The sequence below is a fragment of the Mucilaginibacter gossypii genome (assembly GCF_017569325.2).
Taxonomy (GTDB): Bacteria; Bacteroidota; Bacteroidia; order Sphingobacteriales; family Sphingobacteriaceae; genus Mucilaginibacter; species Mucilaginibacter gossypii.
The window spans coordinates 4,005,465-4,026,103 of record NZ_CP071878.2 but is presented as its reverse complement, the minus strand read 5'-3'; the positions used below and the strand labels follow the sequence as shown (position 1 = coordinate 4,026,103).

The 20,639-nt window shown below is 44.8% G+C and carries 9 protein-coding genes; all 9 read left to right on the top strand.

The annotated features are described in order from the left end of the window. Positions 1–2: 2 nt before the first annotated feature. The 9 genes from J3L18_RS16850 (at position 3) to galB (ending at position 20,609) form a co-directional block, all read left to right on the top strand. Positions 3–1,655, top strand: coding sequence for a UxaA family hydrolase (locus tag J3L18_RS16850; RefSeq protein ID WP_129568545.1), 1,653 nt, complete (start codon positions 3–5; stop codon positions 1,653–1,655). A 287-nt stretch (positions 1,656–1,942) separates the two neighbouring features. Beyond that, positions 1,943–2,956, top strand: a complete 1,014-nt coding sequence (locus J3L18_RS16845) for a zinc-binding alcohol dehydrogenase family protein (protein WP_129568546.1) — start codon at positions 1,943–1,945, stop codon at positions 2,954–2,956. A 131-nt stretch (positions 2,957–3,087) separates the two neighbouring features. Further along, a complete protein-coding gene (locus J3L18_RS16840; protein WP_129568547.1) occupies positions 3,088–4,638 on the top strand; it encodes an MGH1-like glycoside hydrolase domain-containing protein in 1,551 nt (516 codons plus the stop codon). A 221-nt stretch (positions 4,639–4,859) separates the two neighbouring features. After that, complete coding sequence (locus J3L18_RS16835) at positions 4,860–7,616, top strand: alpha-d-galacturonidase (RefSeq protein ID WP_223266115.1); 2,757 nt, start codon at positions 4,860–4,862, stop codon at positions 7,614–7,616. Between the two features lie 5 nt (positions 7,617–7,621). Further along, the gene (locus J3L18_RS16830; RefSeq protein WP_129568549.1) at positions 7,622–10,429 is read left to right on the top strand and encodes a glycoside hydrolase family 95 protein; all 2,808 of its coding nucleotides are present in this window, start codon (positions 7,622–7,624) and stop codon (positions 10,427–10,429) included. 310 nt (positions 10,430–10,739) lie between these two features. Further along, positions 10,740–14,285 carry a malectin domain-containing carbohydrate-binding protein gene (locus tag J3L18_RS16825; RefSeq protein ID WP_223266116.1) on the top strand — a complete coding sequence of 1,182 codons (3,546 nt, stop codon included), beginning with the start codon at positions 10,740–10,742 and terminating at the stop codon, positions 14,283–14,285. A gap of 9 nt (positions 14,286–14,294) precedes the next feature. Beyond that, complete coding sequence (locus tag J3L18_RS16820; protein WP_129568550.1) at positions 14,295–17,057, top strand: family 78 glycoside hydrolase catalytic domain; 2,763 nt, start codon at positions 14,295–14,297, stop codon at positions 17,055–17,057. Positions 17,058–17,070: 13 nt separating this feature from the next. Next, positions 17,071–18,192 (top strand): glycoside hydrolase family protein, encoded by a 1,122-nt coding sequence (locus J3L18_RS16815; protein WP_129568551.1) that lies wholly within the window; start codon positions 17,071–17,073, stop codon positions 18,190–18,192. Next, complete coding sequence (gene galB / locus J3L18_RS16810; protein ID WP_129568552.1) at positions 18,189–20,609, top strand: beta-galactosidase GalB; 2,421 nt, start codon at positions 18,189–18,191, stop codon at positions 20,607–20,609. The genes J3L18_RS16815 and galB overlap by 4 nt, the downstream gene beginning before the upstream one ends. Positions 20,610–20,639 lie beyond the last annotated feature (30 nt).

Genomic DNA, 20,639 nt, shown 5'->3' with positions numbered 1-20,639 from the left:
AGATGAAACAGAATATATTAAAAGTGCACCCTGCCGATAATGTGCTTGTAGCACTTACCGATTTGCAGGCTAATGAACAGGTTGCTTACAAAGGTGAAACTTATATAGTAAAAGAGTTGATCCCGGCAAAACATAAATTCGCTATGGTCGAGATTCCCGAAGGTGGCGAAATTATCATGTATGGCGTATTGGTAGGCAAAGCGCAAAGCCTGATCCCGGTAGGCGGGCTGCTTAGTACCGCCAATGTAAAACATGCGGCAAACAGCTTTTTAACAGGCCAAAGCCATACTGATTGGCACAGGCCTGATATCAGTAAATGGGAAGGCAAAACATTCAACGGCTATCACCGCGGAGATGGCAGCGTGGGCACAGCGAATTATTGGCTGGTTGTACCCATGGTGTTTTGCGAAAACCGAAATATTGAAGTATTGCAGGAGGCCCTGGTAAAACCTTTGGGTTATGGTCGCAAAAAAACATATGAGATCAAAGCGCAGGAGTTGATAGGTAAGATCAAAGCCGGCGCTGAGATAGATGAGGTTTTATACACCGAAATAGGCAGCGATACTGCTCAAAGCGCCGGTAATAAAGTTTTCCCTAATGTTGATGGGATTAAATTTCTAACGCATACAGGCGGTTGCGGGGGTACCCGACAGGATTCAACTGCGCTTTGCGGTTTGCTGGCCGGGTATATTACGCACCCTAACGTTGCAGGTGCAACAGTGTTAAGCCTTGGCTGTCAGAATGCCGAAGTAAAAACACTACAGGAGGAGATCAATAAACGCTCGCCGGAGTTTAACAAACCACTTTACATTTTAGATCAGCAGAAAACAGGTAAAGAAGCCGATTTAATGGAGCTGGCTATCAGGCAAACACTTGCCGGTTTGATGCAGGCTAACCAATATACCCGTAAACCGGCTCCTTTAAGTAAACTGACCATCGGTTTGGAGTGCGGGGGGTCGGATGGCTTCTCTGGTATTTCGGCAAACCCGGCTATTGGTTATACTTCTGATTTGTTGGTGGCCATGGGCGGTTCGGTTATTTTAGCCGAGTTCCCGGAGCTTTGCGGTGTGGAACAAAACCTGATTGACCGTTGTTTGGATAAAACTAAAGCCGAGCGCTTTGCCGATCTGGTACGTACCTACAGCCAACGGGCCGAAGAGGCCGGTTCTGGTTTTTACATGAACCCGTCGCCGGGTAATATTAAGGATGGCCTGATCACTGATGCCATCAAATCTGCCGGGGCAGCCAAAAAAGGCGGCACATCGCCGGTTGCGGATGTGCTGGATTATCCCGAAAAAGTAACACAGCCGGGGCTAAACCTGTTGTGTACCCCGGGTAACGACGTGGAATCGACCACGGCCGAGGTTGGGTCGGGCGCTAATATCGTATTGTTTACTACCGGTTTGGGTACGCCAACCGGCAATCCAATAGCTCCGGTTGTAAAAATCGCAACTAATACTGCATTATTTAACCGAATGAGCGATATTATTGATATCAATACCGGTACCATTGTAGAAGGTGACGAAACCATTGAGCAGGCGGGCGAACGCATCCTGGATTATGTGGTAAAAGTAGCCAGCGGCGAAATTGAAGTTCACGCTGTACGCCACGGTCAGGATGATTTTATCCCATGGAAAAGAGGAGTTTCACTTTAATTTGATATTTATTTCTCCGTATTCGTGGAGACACGAACACCCGGTAGATGAGCATAAATAAAACTTCATTGCCGTTAGTTTTAACCAACGGAATAATGAGCCGCGAAAAGAGGGCTTCAGCCCAAATTCGCTTATAGAGTTGGGCTAAAGCCAGAATATTTTAGTTTTTTTTACCGTTGGTTAAAACCAACGGCAATGAATATTTTGCATTTTAAACAGATTCTAAGCATAAAAAAAGATAAAAGCCTGAATTTGAGTTCAGACTTAGCACTACTAACTTAACACTAATGAAAATACTAACCTGTACAACACCCGGTCAATTGGATTATGGCACTGCTGATGTACCCCAATTAAAACCGGGTAATGCACTGCTTAAAATAAAACGAATAGGGATTTGCGGTACCGATCTGCATGCCTTTGAAGGCACTCAACCCTTTTTTAGCTATCCACGAATTTTAGGCCACGAACTTGCGGCCGAACTGGTTGAAGCCGGCGATGCCAAAGGTTTTGAAAAAGGTGAGGCCGTTACTTTTATCCCATATTTCAATTGCGGGCATTGTATCGCCTGTCGCTCGGGCAAACCAAATTGTTGTGTAAATATCCAGGTTTGCGGTGTACATACTGATGGCGGTATGGCCGAATACCTGCAGGTCCCATCACACCTATTGGTTCATGGCGAGGGCTTAAGTTTTGATGAACTGGCATTGGTTGAACCATTGGCCATAGGTGCACATGGGGTGCGGCGGGCGGATGTAAAACCGGGCGAATTTGTACTGGTTATTGGCGCCGGCCCTATAGGTTTGGGTATTATGGAATTTGCCCGCATTGCAGGAGCAAAAGTCATTGCTGCCGATGTGAACGAACAACGTCTTAATTTTTGCAGAGAAAATTTGAAGGTTGAGTATACCATCAACGTAAAAAACGAAGATGTGAATGAGCGCCTGAAAGAGATCACCAATGGCGATATGCCTACCGTGGTGATTGATGCTACCGGTAACCAAAAAGCTATAAACGGCGCGTTTTTGTACCTGGCGCATGGCGGCAGGTATGTGTTGGTTGGTTTGCAACGAGACGAACTTATTGTAAGTCACCCCGAGTTTCACAAACGTGAAAGCACCTTGATGAGCAGCCGCAACGCTACCCGCGAGGATTTTGAACACGTGATCCGTTCCATGAAAAATGGTTTGGTAAACCCGCAGACCTATATCACCCACCGGGTAACTTTTGATGAAGTAAAAGATCAGTTTGAAAGTTGGCTTAACCCGGCGAATGGTGTTATAAAAGCAATTGTGGAAGTATAGGAAGTTGTTTAAATAAATGTAGAGACGCATAATTGCGTCTCCCGCGGGACAAGCGGCTTTGTTGGAGACGCTTTTGCAATCGGCTCCTCCTCCGGGAGACGCAATTATGCGTCTCTACAGAAGAAAATTAAATGATGATAAAGAAGACTTTTTTTACCGGGTTCTTTTTTTGCGTGATAGGAAGTGCTTTTGCGCAACAAAAGCATGTGTTGGGTTTTGATAAACTGAAAACCTATGTGAACGGCTTTAATAAAACCGATACCGAAACGGTAAAGAACTACGTCACCAATGACCATGCTTACGAATGGCTGGCCAAAAATGTACCTTTATTTGATTGCCCGGACTCGGCCATTCAAAAGATCTACTATTACCGGTGGTGGACTTTCAGGAAACACTTGAAACAAACACCCGATGGCTTCATTTTTACCGAATTTATAACGCCGGTTAGCTTTACCGGCGTTTACAATAGTTCAAGTAGTGCGCTTGGTCACCAAATTTATGAGGGGCGCTGGCTGCATGATCCGCAGTACATCAATCAGTATATCAACTTTTGGCTATATGTTGATCCTAAGCAAAAGAAGCCCCATTTGCATGCGTTTAGCAGTTGGATAGACGACGCGGTTTACAATTATTACCTCGTAAACCTTAATAGAAAATTTGTTGAACAAGCCTTGCCTTTGCTTAATACTGATTATTATGTTTGGGAAAAGGAAAAACAGCTGCCTTCCAAATTGTTCTGGCAGTTCGACGTGCGCGACGCGATGGAGGAAAGTATCAGCGGTGGGCGCAAAATAAAAAATATCCGGCCTACCATTAACAGCTATATGTATGGCAATGCCGTGGCTTTGTCAAAAATGGCTGCGCTAACAGGTAATGATTCGTTAAAAACAAAGTATACACAAAAAGCAATCGAGTTGAAAAAACTGGTACAGGATAGTTTGTGGAACGACAGCGCATCCTTTTTTGAAGTACGTAAACCCGACGGGCATTTTGCCAATGCCCGCGAGGAATTGGGCTTTATCCCCTGGTATTTTAACCTGCCCGATGATAAACCTGTTTATGCCAAACAATGGGATCAACTAACCGATATCAAAGGTTTTAACGCTCCATGGGGCATTACCACGGCCGAACGCAGGCACCCTTTATTCCGTACCCATGGTACCGGGCACGGCTGCGAGTGGGACGGTGCGGTATGGCCTTTTGCCACTACGCAAACATTAAAAGGCCTGGCTAACCTGCTTACGGCTTATCAAAATAAAGGTGCGATGACACCCGGTATTTTTTATAATGAACTGCATAAATACGCCCTTTCGCACATTAAACGGGGACAGCCTTACCTTGGCGAGTACCAGGATGAAAAAACAGGTTACTGGCTTAAAGGGGATAACCCAAGAAGCAGCTATTACAACCACTCCGGTTTTTGCGATTTGATCATCAGCGATCTCGTTGGCCTGAAACCTCGTGAAGATAATCTACTCGAAATCTTCCCGCTTATCCCTAAAAATCAATGGAAATGGTTTGCGTTGGATAACGTGCTTTATCATGGGCATACCATCAGCGTGGTATGGGATAAAAACGGCACTAAATATCACAAAGGCAAAGGTTTTATCATTTATGCCGATGGAAAGATGATATCCCGGAGTACGCAACTGAAGCATGTACTGGTGAAACTCCCGGGTTAAATCCTGACTCATTTTCTCTCATTTATTGGCTTGTTGCGTTTAATGATGGTAATATCGTATAGTAGATAGAGAAAATATTAGATGAAATTGCAGCAGCGTACTGATATTTTTGAATACGATACAACCAATTAAGTTCAAAACCCGAGAGCAGGTTTAAGAAGCTAATTCGCTTCAAATGTTGAAAACCGGCTCTGCGTATGCCTGTCTAAATACCAATGAAAATGAAGCTGTTTAACCGTTGCCTGCTGCTGTTGCTCATATTGATCTCTTGTTTTCAATCTCCCTTACAAGCACAAGTTCAATCAAAAAAAATAACCATTGTTACTTTACCCAAGCACCATGCAAGGATAAGTTATGGTGTGCAAAAGTTAACGTTTGCTTTAAAAAACGCAGGTTATTCGGTTACTGAACAACCCTACAAAGGGGCGCTTCCTTCCGGTAACACCATAATTGTTGGATTGCTCACCGATGCCCCGGTTAAGAAACTGGCTGGTGCTGCAAATAACAACCCCGGAAAAGAAGGCTTTATCATCAATGATAACGGCCTTAAAAATAAGCTGCTGATCGCGGGTGCCGATAATTCCGGCGCGCTTTATGGCTGTCTTGAACTGGCAAATAGGATCAATTTAAACAAAAAACTCCCTGTAAATATCAACCTGCATGATCAGCCCGAAATGGTTTTGCGGGGGACTTGCATCGGTGTGCAAAAGCCCGCTTTACTTCCCGGTCGCGGCACTTACGAGTACCCTTACACGCCACAAAATTTCCCCTGGTTTTATGATAAAGCTTTATGGATCCGCTACCTGGATTCGCTGGCGCATAACCGTATGAACTCTTTGTATTTGTGGAATGGTCATCCTTTTGCTTCATTGGTGAGGGTAAAAGATTATCCGTATGCTGTTGAGGTTGATGATGCTACTTTCAAAAAAAATGAAGAGATCTACAGTTTTTTGGCCGAAGAGGCTGATAAACGCGGCATCTGGCTTATTCAGGGTTTTTATAATATCATTGTATCCCAACCATTCGCCGAAAAAAATAACCTGAAAACGCAGGACAGGAACCGTCACATTGTACCCGTCATTGCCGATTATACCCGTAAATCTATTGCTGCTTTTGTACAAAAATATCCGCATGTGGGTCTACTGGTTACGCTGGGCGAGGCCATGGAAGGTGTTGGCCAGGATGATATTGATTGGTTTACGCAAACGATTATTCCGGGCGTAAAAGACGGATTAAAAGCCCTGGGGCGCACAGATGAGCCGCCGATTGTGCTCCGTGCGCATGATACCGACGCACCTGCGGTGATGAAATACGCCAAACCTTTATATCACAACCTGTACACCATGGCCAAATACAATGGTGAGGCACTTACTACGTATGAACCACATGGTCCCTGGGCTGATCTTCATCGCACTTTGAGTAATATCGGTACCGTACAAATAGAAAACGTCCATATCCTTGCCAACCTGGAGCCTTTCCGCTATGGATCGGCCGATTTTATTCAGAAATGTGTGCAGGCCATGCATACCGTTTATGGGGCAAATTCCCTGCACCTGTATCCGCAGGCATCCTACTGGGATTGGCCTTATACAGCAGATAAAACTGATGGTAAGCGTCTGCTGCAGTTGGACAGGGACTGGATCTGGTATAAAGCATGGTCGCGCTACGCCTGGGATAGCAAGAGGGACAGGGCTAGCGAAATAAACTATTGGTCAAAACAACTGGCCGATAAATATGGATGCGACCAGGCTCATGGCGAAGCCATCTTAAAAGCTTATGAACAATCAGGCAATATCTCACCCGAGTTGTTGCGTCGTTTCGGGATCACCGATGGTAACCGCCAAACCATGACTTTGGGGATGCTGATGAGCCAGCTGGTTAATCCTGAAAAGTACGGTTTGTTTTCTTTGCTCTATAACTCCGAAGGTCCGGTTGGTGAAATGATGAGCGAGTACGCCGAGAAGGAGTGGAAACAACAATCACATATTGGCGAAACACCGGTTAAAGTTATCGATAGTGTAATAGTGCAAGGGGAAAAAGCTGTTGAGGCTATCGACGAAGCATCTGCACAAGTAACTAAAGATAAAGTCGAGTTTGCCCGCTTAAAAAATGATATGTATTGCTATAACGCAATGGCCAATAATTATGCTTACAAGGCAAAAGCAGCCTTATGGGTGTTGCGCTATAAATATTCGGATAATGTTGCCGATCTTGAAAAGGCTTTACCCGAGTTGCAAACCAGTCTGGATTATTATAAGCAACTGGTGAAACTAACTGAAAATACTTACCTGTATGCCAACAGCATGCAAACCAAACAACGCAAAATCCCGGTTGGAGGCAATGATGCCAAAATGAAAACCTGGGCCGAGCTTTTGCCGGTTTATCAAAAGGAACTGGATAATTTTAAAAGAAATATCGATTCATTGAAATCGCCTCAAACACAGCAAAAACAAAAGGAGGTTGTAGTTTTGAAAGACGCACTTGTGAAGTTTGAAAATAGCGGCAGTAGTAGTTATCAGGTAAATTCAGGCGAAGTGGTATTTTCTGATACAGCAGCAGCCATCAAAAATATCGCAAAAGAACTTGCAGGTTTAAAAGGGATAAAGCTATCTAAAGGAGATCAGCAGAAGAACGGTACAACAATCAGTTTTAAAAATGATAGACCAGTAAAGGTGCTGGTTGGTTTTTTCAATAGCAAAATGCCTCAATACCTGCCCGAGCCGCAATTGGAAACGGATGCCAGCGCCAATGATTATGGACAAGCTGATATTAAAATTGCCAACGCTATCCAAATTGATGGTTTCCCGCCGGTAAATATCCATACATATACCTTTAAAGCGGGTTCAAATACGCTTACTTTAGGTAAAGGTACTGCATTGGTTTTAGGCGTTGTTGATGCGGATGCCAATGTGCCGGTGTACGATGCAGGTTTGAGCAATGAAGGTAATATTAAAGATTTACGCTGGCTTTTTAACTGATATTTATGAATAGCAGGAAGGGTTTATTTATTGTAATATTGATGTTGGGGTTTGTACAAGCTTTTGCTCAGCAACCCCTTAAGCTTTGGTATAAACAGCCGGCCCAAAAATGGACAGACGCTTTACCCATTGGCAATGGCCGCATTGGGGGCATGATTTACGGCAGCGTGGCCGAAGACCATATCCAATACAACGAACAAAGCCTATGGACAGGCGGCCCCCGCGATTATAACCGTAAAGGTGCCGTGAAATATTTGGAGCCTATACGCAAACTCCTCGCCGAAGGTAAGCAGGCCGAAGCAGAAGCCATGGCGCAGCAGCATTTTATGGGGATGAAGAGCAATGAAGCCACTTATGCGGTTGATTCGGCGAAATGGTTCAATATGATGAGCTCATACCATTTACCGCAGGACGTGCTATTTCATGATAATAACCTTAGAACTATCAATTTGCCAATTGAACAGGGCTGGGAAATAACACCCGGTTTTGAAGGTTTGGATGGAGCAGTTTGGTTTATTAAGCATTTTAATATTCCTTCCGGTTGGAAAGGGAAAAATATCGTAATTAGTTTAGGCAGGATACGTGATATAGACCGGACCTGGCTTAACGGAGATTACATCGGCACAACATCGGGTAACGCTTACAGGAAATACATTATCCCTTCTGATAAGGTACATATCGGCGAAAACAGGATCGCTGTACAGGTAGTTAATTTTTACGATAAAGGTGGACTTACAAGCAACGCTAAAACTTTATCTGTTTATCCTGAAGGGGAAGAGAAAAATATGGTTAGTCTTGCGGGTGCCTGGCGGTATCAGGTGCAGGATGATAACCCTCCGGCTTGTCCCCGTTACAATGCCGATTACCAGCCCTTTGCTGATTTGTACCTGCAATTTCGCAAACAGGATGTAACTGATTATAAACGCGATATGGACCTTACAAACGCCACGGCTCATGTAAGCTACAAAGCCGATGGCGTTACCTACACCCGCGAATATTTCAGTAGTGCGCCTGATCAAGTAATGGCCGTACATCTTACTGCTGATAAACCCGGCAAAGTTACACTGAAGGTTTTATTAAGCACTCTGCATAAAAACTACATTACCCGTAAAATCGATGATCACACGCTTGCGTTGTCTTTAAAAGTAAAAGACGGCGTTTTACGTGGTGTAAGCTATCTGCATATACAGGCAGCAGGTGGAAAGGTTGTAGTCGATTCAAAAAATATATCGGTTACCGGAGCTAATGAGGCTACATTTTACCTTACAGCGGCAACCAATTTTAAAAACTATCATGATGTATCGGGTAACCCGGAGGCTATCTGCAGAAAACAAATTACAGCGATAGCCACTAAGAGTTATGCAAGTATCAAAGCTGCTCACATCAGGAATTATCAACAGTATTTCAATACTTTTTCCATTGATTTAGGTAAAGGAGAAAACGCCGAACTACCGACGGATGAGCGGATCCTGAAGTTTAGCCAGTCGCCCGATCCTTCGTTTATTAGTCTGTACGCGCAATATGGCAGGTATTTACTGATCTCCTCATCCCGACCGGGTGGCGGTCCGGCGAATTTGCAGGGTTTGTGGAATAACCTGCTTACACCACCATGGGGCAGTAAGTTCACCACCAATATTAACCTCGAAATGAATTATTGGCCTGCCGAAGGACTTAACTTATCGGCTTGCAGTCAGCCGTTTTTTAGTATCGTTGATGACCTTTCCAAAACCGGGCATGAAACGGCGGTTGAACACTATGGTGCACCGGGCTGGGTATTGCACCATAATACGGATTTATGGCGCGGCACTGCATCTGTTAACGCATCCAATCATGGCATTTGGGTTAGCGGCGCTGCCTGGCTTTGCCATCAGTTATGGGAGCATTATTTATACACAGGTGATCAGGATTTTTTGCAAAAGCGGGCTTATCCCGAAATGAAAGGTGCCGCGGAGTTTTTCGCCCACTTTTTAGTGAAAGATCCTAAAACCGGCTATCTCATCAGCACGCCATCTAACTCGCCGGAGCATGGGGGGTTGGTTGCGGGGCCAACGATGGATCACCAGATCATCCGCGACCTGTTCAAAAACTGCATGGAAGCTGCCAAAGTGTTGAATATCGATAAGGCTTTTGCCGATACATTAAAACTCAAATACAGCCGGATAGCACCGAATAAAATTGGCAGATACGGCCAGTTACAGGAATGGCTTGAAGATAAGGACGATACCACGGATACCCACCGGCATGTTTCGCATATGTGGGGTGTCTATCCCGGCACTGAGATCTCGCTTAAAACTCCCGAACTGTTAAAGGCCGCCGAACAATCTATGAAATACCGTGGCGATGAAGGCACTGGCTGGAGTATCGCCTGGAAAGTAAACATCTGGGCGCGGATGCACGAGGGAGATCACGCTTATTTGATGTTAACTAAACTACTGTCGCCCGCGGATGTAACCTCGGGTAAGGAGAAAGGCGGCGTTTACCATAACCTGTTCGATGCGCATCCGCCGTTTCAAATCGACGGCAATTTCGGCGGCGCGGCAGGTTTAGCCGAAATGCTTTTACAAAGTCAGGGTGATGTTATTGAATTGCTTCCAGCTTTGCCAACTGCATTACCGCAAGGTAGCATCAAAGGTATTTGTGCAAGAGGTGGTTTTATGCTGGATTTTGAATGGCAAAATGGTCGGTTGAAAAGCCTGCAGGTAATCTCCAAGCTGGGTAAAACTTGCCGGTTAAACTACGCCGGAAAGATCATCAATATTGAAACTCAAGCGGGTAAAAGTTATCGCTTTGATGCCAATCTGAAACAATTGTAGAGATGGGCGAAACTCAAAAATATAACAGCGAGATCGCAGAAAAAGAACTAAGTGTTTTGGGACTGTGTGATTCCCCCTTAAGAGCTACCGACATACCTTTTTAATTTTATCATTAATAGAAAAAATGTCATTTCGAACGAACCAGGGTGGGATTTATGCGTGGGAGGTGAGGAGAGATCTTCTACGCCCCGCTTTTACAGGTATGGTTGTACAGCCAGATGTAGAAGATTTCTCTTTCGCTCCACCTCTCAGCCTGTCCCAGCTCTATCGAAATGACATTTTACTTTTTTTGAAAAGGTGTGTACACACAGTGGCCCTTGAGAGGGCAAGGGTGTCTTTCCCTTTTTTTAAACTGATCGCCTCGCTGCTGTTTTTGCTCCTTTTTTCTCGTAGTTCCCTTTTTGCACAGCGTAATGATATCTCATTAAACACCAACTGGAAAAGCATTGCCGATGATAATAACCCAAAAGCTAATGCCGGTTTTGAGCAAACCGGTTTTAATGATGCTAAATGGGAAACGGTAAATGTTCCTCATAACTGGGATACCTACGGTGGCTATCGCCGACTGAAACATGGCAACAGGCATGGCACCGCATGGTACCGCAAAATATTCCCGCTTGAAAGTAAACAAAACGATAAACGTTATTTCCTTTGTTTTGAGGGCGTTAGTTCTTATGCTACAGTCTGGCTCAACGGTAAACAGGTTGGCTATCATACGGGCGGGCGCACGTCATTTACCATTGATGTAACGGATGCTATCAAAGCAGGCAAACAAAATCTGTTATGCGTTAAGGCTGATCACCCTTCGTTTATCAAAGATTTGCCATGGGTTTGTGGGGCCTGTTCGGATGACCCCGGTTTTTCGGAAGGTTCGCAGCCGATGGGTATTTTCAGACCGGTGCATTTGATGGTTACCAATGCTGTCAGGGTGGAACCTTTTGGCGTACACATCTGGAACGATACCACCGTCCGTGAAAAATCGGCTACGCTTGATCTCGAAACTGAAGTTAAAAACTACAGTGGTAAGCCATCTGCAATAACCGTGACAAACAACCTGGTTGATGCCGCTGGCAAAACTGTCGCGCAAGCAAAAGCAAAAAAAATATTAAAAGCCGGTAAGGTTAATACGGTAAGTCAACAATTTTCCGATGTTAAAAACGTGCAACTATGGACATTAGAGAAACCTTACCTGTATCATGTAGTAACGGAAATTTGGGCCGATGGAAAATTGATTGACAGAACTCAAACCTCTTACGGTATCCGGTGGATTAGCTGGCCCATCGGCAGAAATAATAACGACAATCGTTTTTATCTCAATGGCAAACCTGTTTTTATCAATGGCATTGCTGAGTATGAACACCTGATGGGTAAAAGTCAGGCTTTTGAAGCCGAGGAGATCAAAGCCAGGGTAATGCAGGTAAAAGCAGCTGGCTTTAATGCTTTTCGGGATGCTCATCAGCCTCATAACCTCGCCTATCAGCAGTATTGGGATAAGCTGGGCATTTTATGGTGGCCGCAATATTCGGCACATATCTGGTATGATTCGCCGGAGTTCAGGGCCAATTACAAAGCTTTACTGGTTGATTGGGTAAACGAACGGCGCAACAGTCCTTCGGTGATATTATGGGGATTACAGAACGAAAGCAAGTTACCGGCTGATTTTGCCCGTGAATGCAGCGATATCATCCGAAAGCTTGACCCTACGGCCTCATCGCAACGCAAAATAACCACCTGCAATGGCGGCGAAGGTGCCGATTGGGACGTGCCCCAAAACTGGACGGGCACTTACGGAGGTAATCCGCTCACCTACGGCGATGACTTGAAAAAACAAATTTTAGTGGGGGAGTACGGCGCGTGGCGTAGTTTAGGTTTACATACCGAAGGCCCTTTCAATGCAAACGGGCCCCTGAGTGAAGATCGCATGACCCAATTGATGGAAACTAAAGTCCGCCTCGCCGGGTCTGCAAAAGATCAGGTAGCCGGGCATTTTCAGTGGCTGCTCTATTCGCATGAAAACCCCGGTCGCACACAAGGCGGCGAGGGACAGCGTGAGCTCGATAGGGTAGGGCCAATTAATTACAAAGGCTTGTTTACGCCCTGGGGGCAACCAACCGATGCTTTTTACATGTACAGGGCCAATTATGCGCCAAAGGATAAGGAGCCGATGGTTTACATTGTATCGCATACTTGGCCAAACCGCTGGCTTACTCCGGGCAAAAAGGATAGCATTATTGTTTACTCCAATTGTGATGAGGTTGAGCTTTTCAATGATATTAACCACGAATCTTTAGGCAAAAGAAAGCGGAAGGGCATAGGCACGCATTTTCAATGGGATAGCGCGGATATCAAATATAATGTGTTGTACGCCGTAGGATATGTTAATGGCAAGCCGGTAACACATGATGAAATTATGCTGAACCATCTGCCACAAGCACCCCATTTGCCAAAAGAGAATCCTGCTATCCTGAAACCCGAAGCTGGTTACAACTATTTGTACCGCCTCAATTGCGGCGGACCGGATTATGCCGATACCTACGGCAATACCTGGATGGCCGATAAACACCAGGATAATCAACACCAACCCGGCTCCACATCATGGACGGATGATTATCCGGGTATGCCTCAGTTTTTTGCCAGTCAGCAACGCACTTTCGATAGAATTGGTAATACGGCTGATGATGCCTTGTTCCAAACATTCAGGTATGGTTTGAATAAATTGAAATTCAACTTCCCGGTGCCGGACGGTGATTATCATATCGAACTATATTTTACCGAACCCTGGTATGGCACAGGCGGCGGGATGAACTGCTCGGGCTGGCGTTTATTTGATATAGCTGTGAACGGCAAAACCATGATCCGTAATCTGGATATCTGGAAAGAAGGTGGGTATGACAAGGCACTTAAAAAAAGTATCACTGCGCATGTTACAGGAGGGATGCTAACCATATCTTTTCCAAACGCTGCAGCCGGCGAAGCAATCATATCTGCTATTGCTATCAGTACTTTAAACAAAACAGTAAAGCCACAACAGGCAGGTAATGGAATAATTAGTCAGCTACAGGGAAATAATAAATGGGTAGTAAAAAGCTGGATGGACATCGGCCAGAAACAATACACCGATGCGGGGGGAACCTTTAACGATCTGCCGCCAATATTTTACGGGGCCGATTGGATAAGCACTGCTAATTCAGCCCAGACGCAAACCGGTTCATTTATTTTAAATGCCGATGCTGATGTTTATGTTGCTATGGATGTACAGGCATCACAAAGGACAGATTGGGTTGCCGATTATGAAAACACCGGTTTATTTGTAAAAAATGATGCCAATGGAGGGGGGCGACTGGCTGTTTACAGGAAGCGTTTTAAAAGGGCTGACGTAGTTAAGTTAGGTGAAAATAAAAGCAGGTTCATGTACACTGTGGTGGTGGTGCCTGTTACTTCGCTGCAACCTGCTACCGATCTTCGTAAAACCGTAAGCTATAAAGCGGAGACGGCTGAAATAAAAGGCGATGGCTTAATAGCCGACACCCTGAACGGAAAAAAAGTAATTAAATTTAACAGCGTGGCAAGCGGCAGTGTGGCATTCGCGTTAACACCGGGTGTTGCCGATCTGTACGCCTTGCGCATAAAATATTATAACCAGAGCAATCAAACTTTTACGGCAAAAATGCAATTACTGGCCGCCGATGGTACGGTGATGAAGGAGGAGGAACTGAGTTTTAAACCGCTTGCTAAAAATAAATCTGGCACGGTTGTAACCAATACGGGCACAAGTATCAACGCGGGGAATTATAAGCTGGTGATCACGGGCATAAAAGCTGATGGTTTGGCTGTTTCGGGTATCGAAATGCAATAAAATATTAACATGAAAAAAAGGATCAGCCTGTTGCTTTTGTTACTGCCCTTCGGCGTTTTTGCTCAAAGCCTGAAGGTGTTAAACCTGCAATGCGAGTATAAAACCAATCCGCTGGGAATCGAATCGCTTAAGCCAAAGTTAAGTTGGCAAATACAAAGCGATGCCCGCAACACCATGCAAACCGCCTACCGTGTTTTGGTTGCTGACGATGCGGCTAAACTGGCCGGCAACAATACCGATGTATGGGATTCGGGAAAGGTGCCATCCGGTGCGTCGTTGCAGGTTTCATGTAATGGTGAGCCTATGCAGGCAGCAAAAACTTATTACTGGAAGGTAATGGTTTGGGATAATCATGGTAAAGCATCGGCATGGAGCAATACTGCCAGCTGGCAAATGGGCCTGCTCTCAAAAAAAGACTGGAACGGTGCCGAATGGATTGCCTATGACAAGTTACCCGATTCATCAGTCATAGTACCGTTTTATCACGGTAAAGGGTCCAAAAAGTTAGGTGCATCCAATGATGTTTTGCCTTTAATGCGTAAAGGATTTAATGTTGATGGCAAGCTAAAAAAAGCCACGCTTTATTTATGCGGATTGGGGCATTTTGAGCTAAGCCTGAATGGTAAAAAAGTTAGCGATCATTTCCTTGATCCCGGGTGGACAAAATATGATAAGCAGGCACTATATGTGCTTTTTGATGTAACCAGTCAACTTCTTTCGGGAAAAAATACTATTGGCGTAATGCTTGGCAATGGATTTTATTACATTCCGCGGGATAAACGTTATCGCAAGCTGACCGGTGCCTTTGGTTATCCTAAAATGATTTGCCGGTTGATGCTGGAATATGATAACGGCAAGGTAGAAAATGTTGTTAGTGATGGCTCATGGAAAACGGCACCTTCGCCGGTTACTTTCAGCAGCATTTATGGTGGCGAGGATTATAACGCCAATTTGGAACAACCGGGTTGGAATACCAACAATTTTGACGACTTAAAATGGCGAAATGTTGTTAAAGTAGATGGCATACCCGAATTGAACGCGCAAATGGCCGAGCCATTGAAAATTATGCAGGTGTTGAAGCCTCAAAATAAAAAGCAGCTTGCTAATGGTGTATGGATCTATGATTTGGGCCAGAACTTTTCAGGAATCCCGCAAATTACTGTGCAAGGCAAAAAAGGAGATACTGTACGTATTATCCCCGCCGAATTGGTGAATGAAGATGGGAGCGCTAACCAGAAAGCTTCCGGCGGTCCACATTATTACGATTATGTGTTGAAAGGTAACGGCGTTGAAACCTGGCACCCCTTGTTTACTTATTACGGTTTCAGGTATTTGCAGGTACGGGGTGCTGTAACTCAAGGTGAAACCAACCCTCACCGGTTGCCCGTAATTGTAGAGATTAAAGGATTGCACACCCGTAACAGTGCCGAAACCGTGGGCAATTTCGCCTGTTCAAATGAGCTGTTTAACAAAACGTTTAAACTGATTGACTGGGCCATGAAAAGTAATATGGCCAGCGTATTTACCGATTGCCCTCACCGCGAAAAACTTGGCTGGTTGGAGGAAGCACATCTGGTTGGCAGTTCCCTGCATTACAATTATGACATCGTAGGTCTGGCACGTAAGTGTATCAACGATATGTGTATCTCCCAAACAGAAGATGGGCTGATCCCTGAGATCTCACCCGAATATGTAAAGTTTGATGAGCCTTTTCGCGATTCGCCTGAGTGGGGGAGCAACGCGGTGATCCTGCCATGGTATGTGTACCAGTGGTACGGCGATAAAGAGGTGCTTACGCAGAACTATGATATGATCAAGCGATACCTGGCTTATCTCGACAAAAAATCGGAAAACCATTTGTTATATCAGGGCCTGGGCGACTGGTATGACCTGGGGCCGAACCCGCCCGGTGTTTCGCAGCTAACTCCCAAAGGTATTACGGCTACTTCGCTTTACTATTATGACCTGGATATAGCCGGAAAAATAGCAACCTTGCTTGGCAAAAACGATGATGCCGCATCATACAAAAAACTCGCTATCGAGGTTAAACAGGCTTATAATCAAAATTTTTTTAATGCTGATACCAAACAATATGGTACCGGTAGCCAGGCGGCTAATGCTATGTCGGTTTATGCCGGCTTGGTTGAGCCGCAATATAAAGCAGCTGTAGTGAATAATATCGTAAAAGATATCCGCAGCAGAGGGAATGCCCTTACCGCAGGAGACATAGGTTATCGTTACCTGTTGCGTGTGCTGGATGACGAAGGCCTTTCGGATGTGATCTACGATATGAACAGTCGTGCGGATGTGCCGGGCTATGGTTATCAACTGGCTCACGGTGCCACTGCCTTAACCGAATCGTGGGCAGCATTAACTTCGGTATCCAATAACCACTTTATGTTGGGGCACCTGATGGAGTGGTTTTACAGTGGTCTGGCCGGGATCCGTCCGGCAGATGATGCCATCGCATTTAAAAAAATCGAGATCAGGCCCGAAACTGTGGGCAATGTAACCTGGGCTAAGGCTAATTATAAATCGCCTTATGGCAATATTTCAAGCAGTTGGGAGAAGGGGCGGGGGCAGTTTAAACTGGAGGTAAGTATCCCGGCAAATACTACTGCAAGTATTTTTCTGCCAGTAAAAAATAACGCAGTTATTATGGTAGATGGGCAAAATATCAAAACCCGTCATGATATCAAATTTGTAGGTTATCACGATGGGAAGGCAGAGATCAAGGCTGGCTCAGGCAACTATACATTCATCGCCAAATAATATTAAAACAAAAATGAAACACATTTTTAAATCATCTGCACTCCTTATCTGTACTTTGTTACTACTTAGGGCACATGCCCAGGAAGTACCCGAGAAGGTGATGAAAGATATTTACGAGCAGGTTAAAACGCCTTACAAATATGGCTTGGTGATAGCTCCGGAAGATAATAGCCAGAAGACTGATTGCCCTACGGTTTTTCGCCAGGGTGACAGCTGGTATATGAGCTATATTATTTTTAACGGTCGCGGATACGAAACCTGGCTGGCCGATAGTAAAGACCTGCTGCACTGGAAAACACGAGGCCGCATCCTTTCATTTTCGGATGATACTACCAAATGGGATAATAACCAAAAAGCGGGCTATGTCAGCTTGCAGGATTATAAATGGGGCGGCTCGTACAAGTTGCAGCAGTATAATGGCAAATATTGGTTATCGTACTTCGGCGGGCAAAGCAAAGGCTATGAGAAAGGTTTGCTATCCATAAGTGTGGCTTCTACCGATAAAGATCCGGGTACGGTGCATGAGTGGCAAGGGTTAGATCATCCCATATTATCAAGCATTGATAAAGATGTAAGCTGGTGGGATAACCATACGCAATACAAACAAACCGTGATCTGGGATAAAAAGAAGCTAACTGGTCACCCGTTCATTATGTACTACAACGCCAATGGCGACAGCGTTAATAAAAAACGTGGTGCCGAGCGCATTGGCATGGCTGTGTCTGATGATATGCTGCACTGGAAACGTTTTGGCAAAGACCCGGTATTGAATCACGGTGACGGCATTACCGGCGACCCGTACATTCAGCAAATAGGAAATGTATATGTCATGTTTTATTTCGGCGCTTTCTGGAAAACCGGCGACTCAGGCGTGTTTAACCGCTTTGCCTGCTCGTACGACCTGGTGCATTGGACTGATTGGACAGGGGAGAAGCTCATCCAATCGTCCGAGCCTTATGATAATATGTTTGCCCATAAATCATGCGTGGTAAAATATAAAGGCGTGGTTTATCACTTTTATTGTGCCGTAAATAAAGCCGATCAGCGTGGTATAGCAGTAGCTGTTTCAAAAGATCTGGGTAAAAGCGAGCTGAACTTTGTTGCTCCTCCTGTTAAGAAAAGCAAAACGAAATGAGGTTCCGTTATCTATATACACTGTGTTTAATATTTTTCGTGGTCGGTTTTGTATCTGCGCAAAGCGTACGCAAAACGGAAAGCTTTAACTCCAACTGGAAGTTTTTTTTAGGTGACGATTCGACGGCGAACAATGTAAAATATGATGATAGCCGCTGGCGAAAGCTTGATTTGCCGCATGACTGGAGCATTGAAGGTAAATTCGACAGTAAAAATCCTACTACACAGGCCGAGGGCGGATTGCCAGCCGGCATTGGCTGGTATCGTAAAAGCTTTTTGATCCCTGCATCATCAAAAACAAAAACTATTCTCATTGATTTTGACGGCGTTTTTCATAACAGCGAAGTTTGGATAAACGGGCATTATCTGGGCAGGCGACCTAACGGCTATATCTCATTCAGGTATGATTTGACTCCTTATCTTAAATTCGGTACACAACAAAATGTGATTGCCGTTCGGGTAGATAACAGCGATCAGCCTAACTCTCGCTGGTATACCGGTTCGGGCATTTATCGTAATGTATGGCTAACTACCGTTAATAAAACCCATCTGCCGCAATGGTCGTCATTTATAACTACGCCGCGGGTTGATCATCAAAAGGCAAATGTCAATATTCGCACAGTTTTGCCGCGTTCAATTAATTCAAAGTTTAAGCTTAAAGCGTCTGTTCTGGATGATAGGGGTAAGATTGTTGGATCTGTCGCCACTGCCGTAAAGGACACTGTAATTCAGCAAAGCATCCGGGTGAACAATCCTCAACTATGGTCAGTGAAACATCCTTATCTGTACAAAGTAAAGCTGCAACTGATGGCTGGTGATCAGGTTATTGATGATTATATCGCCACTACAGGTATCAGGTATTTTAATTTCGACGTAGATAAAGGTTTCAGCTTAAATGGTGAGCCGATGAAAATTCTTGGAGTATGCTTGCACCATGATCAGGGAGCTTTGGGTACGGCTGTTAATACCCGCGCTATCGAACGTCAATTACAGATCTTGAAAGACATGGGTTGCAATGCTATCCGTACATCGCATAATCCTCCCGCGCCGGAATTACTCGACCTATGTGATAAAATGGGTTTCCTGGTGATGGACGAGGCTTTTGATATGTGGAAGAAGAAAAAGAGCAAACACGATTACCACGAGGATTGGGACAAGTGGCATGTGAAAGACCTGAAAGACCAGGTTTTACGCGATCGTAACCATCCGTCCATTTTTGCCTGGAGCATTGGCAACGAAATCAGGGAGCAATTTGACAGTACGGGTGTAAGTATTGGTCGTGAGCTGGTTAAAATTGTAAAGCAACTGGATAATACCAGGCCGGTTACATCAGCATTGAGCGAAGCCGATCCTAAAAAGAATTTCATCTACCAATCAGGTGCGCTTGATTTGGTTGGTTTAAATTACCACCAGGAAGTTTATGCAGATTTTCAGAAAAACTACCCCGGTCAAAAGTTTATCGGTACCGAAAATATGTCGGCCCTGGCAACCCGGGGGCATTATGATATGCCGTCGGATAGTATCAGGCGCTGGCCAAAGGACGGTAAAACCCCGTTGAAGGATGGTAACGCCGACTTCACCGTATCATCGTATGATAATGTTTCGGCCTATTGGGGCTCAACGCACGAAGAGACCTGGAAGATCATTAAAAAGCATGATTTCCTTTCTGGACTTTTCGTGTGGACGGGCTTTGATTACATCGGCGAACCAACTCCATACCCATGGCCCGCCCGCAGTTCATATTTTGGGATTGTTGATCTGGCCGGTTTCCCCAAAGATGTTTATTATATGTACCAAAGCGAGTGGACAAATAAACCGGTTCTGCACCTGTTACCACACTGGAACTGGAAGCCGGGACAGATGATTGATGTTTGGGCTTATTACAATAACGCCGATGAGGTAGAAGCATTTTTGAATGGCAAGTCGATTGGTATAAGGAAGAAAACCGGCGATGATCTGCATGTAATGTGGCACGTTAAATATGAGCCAGGGGTATTGAAAGCCGTATCGCGCCATAATGGTAAAGTAGTTATGACTACGCAAGTAGTCACAGCAGGTGAGCCTTACAAAATACAGCTAAAAGCAGATCGCGATAAAATCAAAGCCGATGGTAAAGATCTTTTGTACATTACCGTATCTGTTTTGGATAAAAACAACGTTCCGGTGCCCGATGCTAATCAGTTGGTGAAATTTAAAGTAACTGGGCAGGGAATACTAAAAGGTGTGGATAACGGTTCACAAACAGATCTGGAACCTTTTGTATCTGATCAGCATCACCTGTTTAATGGTTTGGGATTGGCTATTATTCAATCTAAAGTTGTTGCCGGGGAAATTACCATTACGGCTACGGCTGGTGGACTGAAACCGGCTCACTTAATTATTGAAAGTAACCGTATCGCTTTACAATTACAAAAATAAAGAGTGAATATGAAGTCCTTATAAATAGTT

What these genes read in the sequence shown, in the direction of transcription:
- J3L18_RS16830 (WP_129568549.1), top strand. Translation starts at nt 7,622, where the DNA reads ATGAATAGCAGGAAGGGTTTATTTATTGTAATATTGATGTTGGGGTTT.
- J3L18_RS16820 (WP_129568550.1), top strand. Translation starts at nt 14,295, where the DNA reads ATGAAAAAAAGGATCAGCCTGTTGCTTTTGTTACTGCCCTTCGGCGTT.
- J3L18_RS16840 (WP_129568547.1), top strand. Translation starts at nt 3,088, where the DNA reads ATGATGATAAAGAAGACTTTTTTTACCGGGTTCTTTTTTTGCGTGATA.
- J3L18_RS16845 (WP_129568546.1), top strand. Translation starts at nt 1,943, where the DNA reads ATGAAAATACTAACCTGTACAACACCCGGTCAATTGGATTATGGCACT.
- galB (WP_129568552.1), top strand. Translation starts at nt 18,189, where the DNA reads ATGAGGTTCCGTTATCTATATACACTGTGTTTAATATTTTTCGTGGTC.
- J3L18_RS16815 (WP_129568551.1), top strand. Translation starts at nt 17,071, where the DNA reads ATGAAACACATTTTTAAATCATCTGCACTCCTTATCTGTACTTTGTTA.
- J3L18_RS16850 (WP_129568545.1), top strand. Translation starts at nt 3, where the DNA reads ATGAAACAGAATATATTAAAAGTGCACCCTGCCGATAATGTGCTTGTA.
- J3L18_RS16835 (WP_223266115.1), top strand. Translation starts at nt 4,860, where the DNA reads ATGAAGCTGTTTAACCGTTGCCTGCTGCTGTTGCTCATATTGATCTCT.